Genomic DNA, 12,517 nt, shown 5'->3' with positions numbered 1-12,517 from the left:
AATTACGAGCCAGGTTTCCTGCCTGGCTTTACTCTTAGGGAGGGATATTTATGTTCTATCAAGTGAGAAGAATTGTAGTTAAAGAGGGATTTAGCGATCAGGTGGTCGCGAACTTTTCAAACCGAGGAGGTTTATTGGCTCAGCGTCCTGGATATATTGGCAGACAGATTTTGGTTAAGAAGGTTCGCCGTGGCGAAGAGGAAGTTATGGTTATGGTTCAATGGGAATCTGAAGAGGATTGGAAAAATTGGGAGAAGAGCCCTGAACATATTGCCGGCCATAAGGCGAAGCCTAAGGCAGAGAAGCCTGATTATATTGTTGAATCCAGTCATGACCTTTACTATGTAAAGGGTTAAGTTTAAATAGAGAGAGGCTGACGCGAATGCTCACTTGGTGTGAACGAAACGTGTCAGCCTCTTTTGATTAATCTTTTTCGATTTCTACGTTATGTTCTTTTGCCAGTTCATCCAGTTTATCATTATAGTCTTCGATTTGCAGACGTCCTTCTTCTAGAAGCTGATTGGCTTCTTCAACCAAACTGGCATCTTGTTTTTCGAGGGCTTCCATTATTTTTTCAAACGCACTAAATTGGAGTTTTGCACCCGAAAGGTAAATCTCATGGACCTCCTTCAGTTCATCACTTTCAATACTGACGGTCTCAAGTTCAGAAATTAAATCCGTATAGTTTGGAATGACCTCGTTTACCAAGGCGTCATACATTGTTTGATCATCCGTATAATTGACCCCCGCAACCCCTTCATAAGCTGAAACAGCCTTATCCTCCAGGGTTTGTGCCGTTTTCATCTCCTCATTTATATAATTTAAAATGTCATCCTGAACCGCTCCCCCACAGCCAGCTAGAACAAGCAAAAGGCCAAACACAGCAGCTGCCAACACTCGCCTCACCATAACCCCACCTCCATCGACCATTATATGAACCACCGGAAGTCCACTATGTATGAAGAAATTGAAAATAGGTGGATTAGAAATCTTTAAATTTTGTTACAAAAACAATTAAATGCCTAACAATCTTTCAGCCAGTCCATCATTAGATAAAGAGACAAGATTAATATCGATAGGGATGGGTTGAAAATGGCGAAAAGGAACAGAGGGAAAACAATCAACTACCTGCCATCAAGAGGGCGTGGAACATGTCCTTTGTGTGGGAGAACAAGAATAAAACTGTTATATCCGTTTAAAACAGAAAGCAGCCAAACCATCAAAGTATGCAAAAACTGCAGAATTAAATAACAACAAGTAAAAGTTCCTAAGGATGTATCCTTAGGACTTTTTAATAATGCAACTGTCCACCCTAGGTGGAAAGTGTCCACGAGCGGTGCCTGTCACCATTACTGTGTCACCATCACCATCAAATTGTCATCAATGATAAAGGAATTTATAGGGATATGTCTAAATAGTATTAGATTAGCAAGTTTTGAATGATAATTCTTTGTGAATGAGGCGGGGGTATGAAGAGAGCGTTTAGTGGGTTGTTACATTTGTTGTCTCATGGGGCTTGGTGGTACATAACGGTTATATCAGTGGCCCTTTTTGTTTATTCGGAGACAAAGGTATATGATTTGCTCCTTAATGTGTGCAGTGGTGATGACTGTCAGGATCTTTTCCTTTTAACTGCTGAGGAGGCCCAAAGTTTACTCTCCTATGGAATGTCCATGTCCTTCTATAGCGGGATTCTCGTTGTCCTTTTGCTCATACAGTTTCTATCTTTTTTTGTAGTCGGTGTCCTGCTCTATATTTACGGGATGAAGGATCAAATTTGTTTATATACGTCGATCCTGCTTATCGCGACTGGAACGATTATGAGTATAAGTACGCCTATTATCTCTGAGGCAACGCATTTAGATAGTTTTTTAAAGGTTGAAAGCTTTGTAGGGGATTTATATTTATTCTTTTTCTTTCTATTTCCAGATGGAAAGTTTCGGCCAAAGTGGCTGCTCTATCCGGCACTAATTGGTTTAGTGGGGAATATAGGTATTTACTTTCTGCCAGGCTCAATGATAGACCCTACGACATGGCCAATAGCGGTTCGCTCGGGAATTTGGCTTTCATTGCACGGCTTTGTCATTTACTCGCAAATTTACCGCTATCGTCATGCTGAAAATAAGCAGCTGCAAAGGCAGATACGTTGGTTCGCAGTTAGTTTAAGCGGATTTATTCTATCCGTGTTGTCTTTATTAATTTTCTCAACTTTTGGGGATAACGGTCTTTTAAAATTATCTATGTGGTTTGTCTATTATCTTGCTCTTTTATTTATGCCGTTTTCCATCGGAATAGCGATATTGGAGCAGCGGCAGCGTCATTTATCTGTGGTATTCAGCAGAACCATTGTGTATTCGTTTGTAACACTGATTGTCATGGGTGTATACGTACTAATAGTTGGTTCACTCGGATTCCTGTTAAATGATCAGAACAATATTTTTATTTCTTTATTAGCAACCGGGATTGTGGCGATTCTTTTCCAGCCCTTACGTACAAAAATACAGCATTCTGTTAACACCTTAGTTTATGGAGACCGTGAGGATCCATATAAAATCTTATCCTCCTTAACACAACGATTGGAGTTAACGATGACAAATTCCTCCGTCCTTAACACCATCGTGGAAGAAGTCGCAAAAGCACTCAAGCTGCCCTTTGCTGCAATTGAAATGGAACTCGGCGGGAACTTTGAACGCGTGGCTGTATTTGGTGAGGAATTACAGGTTGGATCAGAATTCCCTTTAAAACTAAAAGGGGAATGTATAGGTATTCTTATCGTCGGGGCTCGTTCCTTACAAGAAACACTTCCTCCTGACAAAGTCTATTTATTAAATGATTTACTCAGGCAGGTTACGATGGCGGTACAAACGGTGAGGATTTCAAGTGAGCTGAAACGCTCAAGAATTAAACTTGTTAGTTTTAGAGAGGAAGAACGAAGAAGGCTTCGCCGGGATTTACATGATGGATTAGGTGCCAGCCTTGCAAGTATTTCGCTAAGTTTGGATACCGTAGTTTTTCAAAATGGTGTAGATCTGGCGGTAAAGAATAGATTACTAGAGTTACAGGGAAATCTTCGCACCGCCATTGCTGAGATTCGCCAATTAGTTTACAATTTGCGGCCGCCTGCATTAGATGAATTGGGGTTGATTTTTGCATTAGATGAGCTTTGCCGGCAATATGAGGGCAGTTCAATAAAAGTATCGTTGGAGGCTTCAGAAATTGACTTTCCTCTTCATCCTGCCATTGAAGTTGCCGCCTATCGGATTGTTCAGGAAGCAGTTACGAATGCAGGTAAGCACTCAAAGGGATCCTTTTGTAAAGTTTCACTTGGGTTAGACGATTCATCCTTAATCATGACGATCGAAGATAATGGAGTGGGTCTCCAAGGCAACCGGAAAAATGGAATAGGTCTCCATTCAATGAGAGAACGTGCAGAGGAAGTGGATGGACAGTTTTTTATAAAAAATAACAGCGGCATGGGTACGACGATTGAAGTCCGTTTGCCATTGTGGGCGGAAGGAGAGTAAGCAATGCGAATATTACTTGTGGAAGATCATCCGATGTTTCGGGATGGATTAGCTAGAATGCTAGAAAGTGTAGAGGAATTTGAGGTAGTGGGGGCAGCAGTAACCGGTGAAGAAGCCGTTCAATTGGCGCAGCAGCTGAGACCAAACATTATTCTTATGGATCTTAATCTTCCAAAAATGAGCGGAATAGAAGCCACAAAACAGATTATCCACATACAGCCTGAAACTGGAATTCTTGTTTTAACCATGTACGACGATGATAGCTCTGTGTTTGCAGCCATGAGAGCAGGGGCTAGAGGGTATCTTTTGAAAGAGGCCAATCGAAATGAAATCATTCGAGCCATTCAGGCAGTGGGGGATGGTGAAGCAATCTTTAGTCCATCGATTGCGAGAAGAATGATGTACTATTTTGAGGCAAAATCAAAGCAGGTACGTGTAGATGTTTTTCCGCAGCTAACGGAAAGAGAACGAGAGGTGTTAAATCATATTGCCAGAGGGGAGAATAATGCTGAAATTGCCAGCGTTTTAGGATTAAATCAAAAAACGGTCCGAAATCACGTTTCCAACATCTTGAGTAAATTGCACGCCAGCGACCGTGCACATGCGATTATCATGGCAAGGGAAGCTGGATTAGGGAAAGATGGCAAATAAGTCGTTAAGGAGCCCTTTTTAAGGGTTCTTTTTTATAAAAAAAACTTCCCGACATGGGCGGGACTGTGGTCACAAGACGCCGGGACGCCGGGATTGATACAGTTAGGTTAATAAAACGAAAGGAAGTTGATAGTAATGAACCTAAACAAGGTGATTCGTTTGTTAGCCATTTTTAGTATCATTGGAGGTTTTTTCCGCGCTCTTATGTGCCCGCTGGCATTAGTATGGGGGATGAACAGCACGCAAGAATTAACAGCAGGAGTCCTTGGAACGTTATTTATGGGATTAGGTATTTTCGGATTGTACTTCTCTGCTCATAAGGAGTTTGGAAAACTGGGGTTCACAGCGTTTATCCTTTATGCCTTTGGAAGCTTTGTCCTGATGGGAATGGTATTTACTAGCTTAGTATTTGCTGTGTATGACCCGAAAGTTTTACAAATGGATATGCCGCCGCTGCCAATTTTAATTGCTAGTCCATTGATGATGCTCTCAGTCATGCTTTCTATGATATTACTTGGTATTACGGTGTTAAAGACGAAAGTATTTTCTAAAGTACCTGCTATTTTGATTATACTTGCGCCGATTCTAAACTTTATTCCAGTGGTTGGTGATTTTTCAGTCCTTGCTTGGGGTATTCCTTTTATGTGGTTTGGAATAGAGGTATTAAAGAAATCAAGAGGTAATGTAGTAGTAGAAAATATATCGGTTGAGCAATAAAGAGAACAGGGCATCCCCATCGTTGTGGGAAGCCCTTCTCTTTTGTTAAATAGTATTTCTCAGGGTGTAATGTATAACTTTATTCCTATAAAAGAATATTATTTATTCGTTTTTTCGGGAAAATGGTTGGATAGTAATTTATTTCCAGCAATATTAAAATAATTTTACGTTATAAAAATACATAATAGTTAATAAAAATACATATGGTTATGGGGGTTATTTTATGAAGAAGAAAAAAATTGCAGGTTTATTAGCAGTAAGTTTACTTACGGCTGTTCCCTTTTCTACAGGATTTGCTGAGGGACCGAAATGGACAAACGTAAATGTATATGAGGAGCAGGATGGCAGCAAGTTTAATAGTGAAAACTATGAATTTATGAAATTCTCACAAGTTGGGGCTAAATTGACGGCGATTGAAAAGCAATCCAATCGTGTAAAGGTAGAAGTACGCGGGACATCTGCTGATGGTCATCCTCTTTATGTTGTTACAATTGCAGATCCAACTACACAAGGAAAGTTTGGAAAAATACAATCCCTTAGAAAACAAATGTTCAAGAATCCTGAAAAGGCTCAGGATTGGATTGCGAATAATCCTGATTTTAAAGTGCCGATTATGATTAATGGCTCGATTCATGGTACCGAGTTTGTAGGAAGTGACGCGGTTATCCAATTAATCGAACGCTTTGCAACACAAAATGATGCAGAAACAAAAAATATTTTAGAGAATAATATTCTTATTTTTAACGTCGTGCAAAACCCTGATGGCCGCGTGGATGCCACACGATTTAACGGGGAAGGTATCGATTTGAATCGTGACTTTATCACACAGTCTCAGCCTGAAACCCAAGAAACGGTGGAATTGATTAAAGAGTGGAATCCAATGGTATTCCTTGATACCCATGGTTATGTAAAGAATTATGGACCTAACCTGCAGGGGTTAATTGAACCATGTACGCCGCCTCATAATCCTAACTATGAGTATGACCTTTATAATAAGTGGGCAGTGGATCAGGCAAAAGCAATGGAAGCAGAAATTATGGGAGACAAGGATAGTTTTACAGGCAATTTGTATAAAAGTATGGGGGGAGTTTACGTGCCACAGCGTGATGACGCTGCTGGCTGGGATGACTATCCGCCAATTTTCACTCCAATGTATGCGATGTACCATGGTGCTTACGGTCACACGTTAGAAGCTCCAACAAATGACTTGGATGGAGTACGCTGGATGTATAATGCCATCATGGGTGCCTTGAATTTTGCCACTGAAAATAAGCAGGCAATGATCACAGACCAAATTGAGATGTTCAAACGCGGCATTAACTTTGATCATCCTTTCCATAAAGAAGGATTCTTCCCTAATGCTTACATTTTGCCAGTTGATGAAAAAGATCCGACGGTAACAACTAAGGCTGTGAAGCATTTACTTAATAACGATATTGAGGTAAAAGAAGCAACGAAAGCATTTAGTGTTGATGGAAAAACCTACCCTAAAGGAACGTATCTAGTGCAGTTGGACCAAGCAAAGGCTGGCTTAGCCAATACAATGCTATGGGATGGTGAGGACATTTCAAATGATACACCGGCTATGTATGATATTTCTGCATGGAGCCTGCCGGAGCTTTGGGGCTTTGAAGCAGTTGAGACATACAGTCCGGTAGACGTTACAGCTAAACAGGTTAACCAAGTAACTGTTCAAGGGACTGTGACAGGGAAAGGCCCTTACTTGATTCCAAATAGTTCTGTAAAAGCGATTGAATTAGTAAATAACTTGCTTAAACAGGGAGTTGCAGTATCTCGCAGTGAATCGGGCGATTTTTATACGGCTACTTCAGCCAATAAAATCTCAGCAGCTGTGAAAGAATCTGGTCTCCAGATCGGATCGGTTGCAAGTGTACCCGGGGATGCTGCCGAGGTATCAAGTTTACAGGTAGCCATATTAAAGGATGGAGGTATGGGGAAGGTTCAGTCTCACAGCGGGACAAAGCTTGCCTTGAAGAGATTAGGATTCGAAGTAACCGAAGTAACGCCTGTTGAAGTTGCAGAAAAAGGTATAGAGGGCTTTGATGTATTTGTTTACAGTGGAACAGAGAACCTTATTTCTACAAAACTATCAGAAGCAAACAAAGAATTTGGCTTCCAAAATGCTGACCAATTCTCAGCTTTTAAGAATAATGTTACGAAGTTTGTAGACCAAGGCGGCAAATATATTGCAGTCGGAGCAGGGGCATCCAATGCAACAAGAACATTGGAATTGACTGATAATGTAATAAATAGTGCTGGATCAAACAGTAACGGTATCGTAAAGGTCGATTATGCTGGTACAGGATTAACAGCCGGCTATGACGGGGACGATCTTGGTTTTGTCTATCGCCCGGCATGGTATGGTGTGAACGGAAATGATGAGGTCGGAGCAACTTTGTTTAACACGGACGACTTCTTTGTAGCTGGCCACTGGATTAATAAAAAGGCCGATGCTAAGGGTCAGGCGGTAATCGTAAAAGAAGAAAATAAAGACGTCACCCTTATTGGCTTAGAAGCAGGATTCCGTGACCACACAGACTACCTGTTCAGACTTCTATCCAATGCTATTTTTGATAAATAATACGAGCAAAGCCTGGTCTACTATTGACCAGGCTTTTTGACATTTCCTATTCAAAATTTGGCGACATATGGTGTTGAATAGCCATAGCAGTGGAATCCGCTATAATGCCATTCCTTAAATGCTGGTTAAAAAGCCGTGTTTCTGTCTATAAAAAAATCCTCCAATAGTAGTTAAAAGAGAACAAATAAATCAAAACAATTTTTTTCCTAGTTAGTAGATGTTTTATTTTGATTTTTTTAAAGATTTAGATATGATAATACAGGATTGTCATTAAAAAAATTGATAAATTCGGGGAAATATATGAAAAAAGTTCTAATCATTATTGGGATACTAGCTGGACTGGTCGTTATATCACCATTTTTACTATTAGGAGTTTATGCTTTAGATTTTGTCTATTATGAAGCAAATGATGATAAAGCGGAGAAGGCTGCATTAGAATATTTGGAAGAAAAGTATGGAGAGCGATTTGTAATTGACGAGGTGGAGTACAATAAAATCTTAGGTGATGACGGGGGAGATTATAGCCTTTCTGTGCACCCAGCGGCAAGTCCGGATATTACTTTCGGGGTAGACACTACTGAGAAGTATCAAGTGATAAGGGACAGCTATAAAGAAAGTAATTGGTCAGCACAATTTAGGAAAGAAATGATTCCCATCATTGAACCCATATTTCAGGGTACAGGGGTATACTATGTTTATGGTTCTTTTTATAGTGAGATAGAGGAGCGGTACCAGTTGAAGACAGCTATCAAACAATATACAATGAGAATCCTCATCAAAGCTTTGAAAGCATCCATATATTAAATTTCGACGATACCTTTGATAAAGAGAAAGAGTTTCAGTGAATTTATCAGTTATGGGAAACCGTCAAGGATAGACAGTATAGTGACAATAATATTAAGATAGATTATTACTCAAAAGACCTTAAGAAAAAACTTAAAACCGGATCAGACTTAAACCAATTTGAAAATGAACATCGGCAAGAAATGTTTTACACCTGCCGGTTCTCAAAACAAGAAACACAAGACAAACCGATAACATCACCAGGAAATATTGAGGCCTTTTGCAGACAAATCTAAGATGGAGATAAAGTGGGTGACAGGCACCGCTCGTGGACACTTTCCACCTCAGGCGGACACTCTTAATATTTAAAGAGGATTGGGCATTTTGCTCAATCCTTTTAATTTTGAATATGTTTTGTGTGAATGGTGCAATTTGCTAGAGATAGTTCTAGGAGATGGATAATTTTTCTTTTTAATATCCATAATAATTACATTTAATTCAGGTGTTTTCAGGGGGATATGTATGTTCGCTAAATGGCATATGAGGTGGACTTTTTCCATTTTTATTGGCTTTTCCGTTATGTTATCAAGCCCGATAGAAAAATATGAAGCTGAAGTTAATGAAGGTAACGGGGATATTAAAAATATTATTTTTCTGATTGGTGATGGCATGGGTGTTTCATTCACATCGGGGTATCGTTATTTGAAAGATAATCCTGCCACTTTAGAACTAGAATCCACAGAGTTTGGACCGTACCTTGTTGGCCAGCAGACGACCTTCCCGAATGACCCAAGGTATAATGTAACAGATTCTGCGGCTTCGGCAACAGCTATGGCAACCGGGGTCAAAACCTATAATGGGGCAATTGGGATTAACAGCGACCACTCGAAATTAAAATCAGTCCTCGAAGCGGCTAAGGAAAAAGGGAAAGGGACTGGGCTGGTTGCCACAGCGCAAATCACCCATGGCACTCCTGCTGCATTTGGTGCCCATGTCGTCGAGCGAAAGAGCATGAGCGCCATTGCCGATGATTATTTTGATGATTTAGTTACTGGCAGGCACAAAATAGATGTATTGCTTGGCGGGGGTTCAGAGTGGTTTATCCGCAAAGATAGGAACCTAGTGGATGAGTTTGTTAAAGACGGCTACAGCTATGTAACGAACGTTAATGAGATGAATAACGACGAAAGTGCTCAGGTGTTAGGTCTTTTTGCAAAAAGAGGGCTGCCGAAAATGATAGATCGTTCAAACGACATTCCATCTCTTGCAGACATGACCACTTCCGCAATCGAGCGGCTGAATAAGAACGACAACGGCTTTTTTCTAATGGTGGAAGGAAGTCAGATTGACTGGGCAGCACACGATAATGATATCGTGGGTGTGATGAGTGAAATGGAAGATTTCGAGAAAGCCGTTAAAGTTGCCATTGATTTTGCAAAAAAGGATGGACATACATTGGTTATCGCTACTGCAGACCATTCAACTGGAGGTTTCACAATAGGGGCGCAAGGACAATACAATTGGTTTAGTTCGGTAATAAAAGCAGTGAATCGGACACCTAACTATATGGCTGCAGAGATCGTCAAAGGAGCTGGAGTTAAAGAAACGTTAACGAAATATATTGAGCTTCCTTTAACAAAAAATGAAATTAGATATGTTGAAAGAGCTGCAAGAACACAAAAGGCAAAAAACATCGACAATGCCATCGAAGAAATCATAAATGCCCGTTCCAACACAGGCTGGACAACCAGTGGACACACCGGCGAAGACGTAAACGTCTATGCCTACGGCCCAGGAAGTGAGTGCCTGAAAGGCCAAATCGACAACACTGACCACGCCAAAGTTATCTTTGATATCCTTCGTTGAGGCAGATACAATGGTTGGTGCCTGTCACCTAGGGATGTCACATAGTGACACCCCTAGGTGACAGGCACCGCCCGTGGACACTTTCCACCTCAGGCGGACAGTTGGTTGTTTCTACTGAAACGTTTACTAATTTCTTCACAATGTGGTGCTCTTTTTTATTAAAACCAATTTTATAATGGTGATAAGATAATAAAAATCAGAGGAGCACTTTATTTATGAATAGATTAGTGAAGGGCACGGTTTTAACTCTTATAATCTGTATTGGTTTGTCGGCTTGTCGGGAGAAGGAGAAGGTGAAGGCGCCAACGAATTTGTCAACGGAGGAACAGAGTAAAGCACAAGGGAATGAAATTGATCCAGAGGAGCTGCTCACCAGCCTTCGAAATCATACAACACTTGTACCAATCGGTGATGTACCAATCCCGGCGGATAATCCGATGAAGCCTGAAGTCCTTGAGCTTTGGGCAAATGTTATTTTTTGACCCCCGTTTATCAGGGAATAATGAGGTAAGCTGCCAGACTTGTCATGACCCGAATATGGGTTATGGAGATAATCAGCCTACGTTTGATAAGTTTACCGGCGGCAATGGAGCAAGGAACAGCCCAACTGTGATTAATTCAGGTTATTACACGTCCAACTTTTGGGATGGCCGTGCTGCTTCCTTAGAGGAGCAAGCGCTTGGTCCCATTCAAAATCCAGATGAGATGAATCAGCCTCTTGATGAACTCTTAAAAGAATTATCCGCCATCCAAGGGTACCAGGAACGTTTTCGAGCAGCTTTTAACGATGGTATTACAGAACAAAATATTGCAAAAGCTCTAGCTGCTTTCCAAAGGCAAATTGTTGTAAAGGATACACCTTATGACAGGTTCCTTGAGGGCGAAACAGAGGATTTAACGGAACAAGAAGTCAGCGGTCTCCGTTTGTTCACAGGAAAAGCATTTTGTGTGACCTGCCACAATGGGCCGAACCTGTCTGATAACAATTTTTACAATATCGGTCTCAATACAGAGGAAAAAGGCCGCCAAGTGGTAACCGGGCAAGAAGGGGATTTAGGCAGGATCCGCACCCCTGGACTATATGGAATTACCCATACAGCACCTTATATGCGGGATGGAAGTCTTGCAACGCTTGAGGATGTAATCGACTATTATGACCGCGGAGGAGATAGCCATCCCAATAAGAGCTTTTTTATCCAAAAATTTATGAATCCGATTGGTTTAACAGACCAGGAGAAGGCCGATTTACTAGCCTTTCTAAAAATTTTGGGCGGAGAACCGCCAATTTTTACAAAGCCTGAACTTCCATAATAATAGAATAGTCCTGAGCCCCCTTGAATTTGGTAATCAAAAGGGGGCTCAGGACTTTATTTTATGGAGGTTTCCAATTTTTTTATTACCCGTTTGTAGTGTTTAATAGAGGTTAATTTACCAGTGTAGGATACTTGGTTTTGATAATCTAAGGAAATGAACATAATAGCAAGCTTAGGGAAAAATTTCTTAGACCGGAACCGAAGGTCTTTCCAATAAATGAAATAACCGCTTTTTCTCTTTTGAACAAAAGGGTAGGCGAAGTGGGTACTTCTTAGAAAGCTTTCTACTTCAGGATTCTGACTGCTATCGATTACTAACCCAGGGTAATCTACCATTTTGGAAAAAGTATGCTCTATCCATAACTCTCCCATTGAGTAAGAACCAAATAAAAAGTCCTGATTGGTTTCAATAATAATATTCCAGTGGAATGGTGATGTTTTAGGGATCATTTTTACCCGGAGCGCATTTTGAAAGTGCTGTGAAAGCTTCCATTTCGTAAATTGTGTAAAAATGAACCGAACCAGCAGGTAAAAAAACATTGCTAGATAAATGAAAGTAAAGACTCTCCCAGTTCCAAAAAAAGGAAGCAGGCTAAATCCAAGAATATGAAGCATGATGATATATGGGTCGATTAAGGGGAGGAAATCTAAGGACAGCCATTGTGTAGAAAATGGGCGAAGAGCTTGAGTCCCATTAACATTAAACAAATCTAAAAGAACGTGTAAGGTAACGGCAAGCAATATCCATAAAAACAAGTGGGCAATAGAGCTGCCTGGGAAGAATGGAAAAATGGCAGCTGTGGTAAGTATGCTCCATAAAGGGATTGCCGGCATTGAGTGCGACCATCCCCGATGATTTCGGTAATAACTACTTTTGCCCTTAAATCGAAAGAAAAAATCAAAATCCGGTGCGTTAGAACCCACTACTGTTCCAATAAGGACCGCTGTTGATAACGCACTATTGTTTGATATCACTGGATCAATTTGAGCAAGAGCACCTAGGCCCAAGCCGAATATAATGTGAGAAACTGTATCCATTCATATTCCTCCTTACCGATATT

11 protein-coding genes are annotated in these 12,517 nt (G+C 40.7%); 9 read left to right on the top strand and 2 right to left on the bottom strand.

What is annotated here, in order from left to right; genetic code table 11:
- Window positions 1–50: 50 nt before the first annotated feature.
- On the top strand, window positions 51–356 hold the full coding sequence (locus ACIQAA_RS21270) for an antibiotic biosynthesis monooxygenase family protein (RefSeq protein WP_402623327.1): 306 nt from the start codon (window positions 51–53) through the stop codon (window positions 354–356).
- Window positions 357–423: 67 nt separating this feature from the next.
- On the opposite strand, the gene ACIQAA_RS21265 is transcribed toward ACIQAA_RS21270, so the two are convergent.
- Window positions 424–909 (bottom strand): hypothetical protein, encoded by a 486-nt coding sequence (locus ACIQAA_RS21265; RefSeq protein WP_402623324.1) that lies wholly within the window; start codon window positions 907–909, stop codon window positions 424–426.
- Window positions 910–1,469: 560 nt separating this feature from the next.
- Between ACIQAA_RS21265 and ACIQAA_RS21260 the strand changes: the two genes are divergently transcribed.
- The 8 genes from ACIQAA_RS21260 (at window position 1,470) to ACIQAA_RS21225 (ending at window position 11,454) form a co-directional block, all read left to right on the top strand.
- Window positions 1,470–3,524 carry a sensor histidine kinase gene (locus ACIQAA_RS21260; RefSeq protein WP_402623321.1) on the top strand — a complete coding sequence of 685 codons (2,055 nt, stop codon included), beginning with the start codon at window positions 1,470–1,472 and terminating at the stop codon, window positions 3,522–3,524.
- Between the two features lie 3 nt (window positions 3,525–3,527).
- Window positions 3,528–4,175 (top strand): response regulator transcription factor, encoded by a 648-nt coding sequence (locus tag ACIQAA_RS21255; RefSeq protein WP_402623318.1) that lies wholly within the window; start codon window positions 3,528–3,530, stop codon window positions 4,173–4,175.
- A 135-nt stretch (window positions 4,176–4,310) separates the two neighbouring features.
- Window positions 4,311–4,892 (top strand): hypothetical protein, encoded by a 582-nt coding sequence (locus tag ACIQAA_RS21250; protein ID WP_402623315.1) that lies wholly within the window; start codon window positions 4,311–4,313, stop codon window positions 4,890–4,892.
- 223 nt (window positions 4,893–5,115) lie between these two features.
- Window positions 5,116–7,494: a M14 family zinc carboxypeptidase gene (locus tag ACIQAA_RS21245; RefSeq protein ID WP_402623312.1), complete on the top strand. Its 2,379-nt coding sequence runs from the start codon at window positions 5,116–5,118 to the stop codon at window positions 7,492–7,494.
- Window positions 7,495–7,794: 300 nt separating this feature from the next.
- The gene (locus tag ACIQAA_RS21240; protein WP_402623309.1) at window positions 7,795–8,298 is read left to right on the top strand and encodes a hypothetical protein; all 504 of its coding nucleotides are present in this window, start codon (window positions 7,795–7,797) and stop codon (window positions 8,296–8,298) included.
- 558 nt (window positions 8,299–8,856) lie between these two features.
- On the top strand, window positions 8,857–10,143 hold the full coding sequence (locus tag ACIQAA_RS21235) for an alkaline phosphatase (RefSeq protein ID WP_402623550.1): 1,287 nt from the start codon (window positions 8,857–8,859) through the stop codon (window positions 10,141–10,143).
- A 215-nt stretch (window positions 10,144–10,358) separates the two neighbouring features.
- A complete protein-coding gene (locus ACIQAA_RS21230) occupies window positions 10,359–10,625 on the top strand; it encodes a hypothetical protein (protein ID WP_402623307.1) in 267 nt (88 codons plus the stop codon).
- On the top strand, window positions 10,612–11,454 hold the full coding sequence (locus ACIQAA_RS21225) for a cytochrome-c peroxidase (RefSeq protein ID WP_402623304.1): 843 nt from the start codon (window positions 10,612–10,614) through the stop codon (window positions 11,452–11,454). The genes ACIQAA_RS21230 and ACIQAA_RS21225 overlap by 14 nt, the downstream gene beginning before the upstream one ends.
- A 56-nt stretch (window positions 11,455–11,510) precedes the next feature.
- Here ACIQAA_RS21225 and ACIQAA_RS21220 read toward each other — a convergent pair whose 3' ends face one another.
- A complete protein-coding gene (locus tag ACIQAA_RS21220; protein ID WP_402623301.1) occupies window positions 11,511–12,494 on the bottom strand; it encodes a metal-dependent hydrolase in 984 nt (327 codons plus the stop codon).
- Window positions 12,495–12,517 lie beyond the last annotated feature (23 nt).

The sequence above is a fragment of the Neobacillus sp. NPDC093182 genome, from assembly GCF_044754045.1.
Note: the sequence above shows the minus strand (reverse complement) of the source record. Positions and strands in the feature narration are given on the sequence as shown.

Coding starts and splice junctions, on each gene's coding strand:
- ACIQAA_RS21270 (WP_402623327.1), top strand. CDS start 51: ATGTTCTATCAAGTGAGAAGAATTGTAGTTAAAGAGGGATTTAGCGAT.
- ACIQAA_RS21265 (WP_402623324.1), bottom strand. CDS start 909: ATGGTGAGGCGAGTGTTGGCAGCTGCTGTGTTTGGCCTTTTGCTTGTT.
- ACIQAA_RS21260 (WP_402623321.1), top strand. CDS start 1,470: ATGAAGAGAGCGTTTAGTGGGTTGTTACATTTGTTGTCTCATGGGGCT.
- ACIQAA_RS21255 (WP_402623318.1), top strand. CDS start 3,528: ATGCGAATATTACTTGTGGAAGATCATCCGATGTTTCGGGATGGATTA.
- ACIQAA_RS21250 (WP_402623315.1), top strand. CDS start 4,311: ATGAACCTAAACAAGGTGATTCGTTTGTTAGCCATTTTTAGTATCATT.
- ACIQAA_RS21245 (WP_402623312.1), top strand. CDS start 5,116: ATGAAGAAGAAAAAAATTGCAGGTTTATTAGCAGTAAGTTTACTTACG.
- ACIQAA_RS21240 (WP_402623309.1), top strand. CDS start 7,795: ATGAAAAAAGTTCTAATCATTATTGGGATACTAGCTGGACTGGTCGTT.
- ACIQAA_RS21235 (WP_402623550.1), top strand. CDS start 8,857: ATGTTATCAAGCCCGATAGAAAAATATGAAGCTGAAGTTAATGAAGGT.
- ACIQAA_RS21230 (WP_402623307.1), top strand. CDS start 10,359: ATGAATAGATTAGTGAAGGGCACGGTTTTAACTCTTATAATCTGTATT.
- ACIQAA_RS21225 (WP_402623304.1), top strand. CDS start 10,612: ATGTTATTTTTTGACCCCCGTTTATCAGGGAATAATGAGGTAAGCTGC.
- ACIQAA_RS21220 (WP_402623301.1), bottom strand. CDS start 12,494: ATGGATACAGTTTCTCACATTATATTCGGCTTGGGCCTAGGTGCTCTT.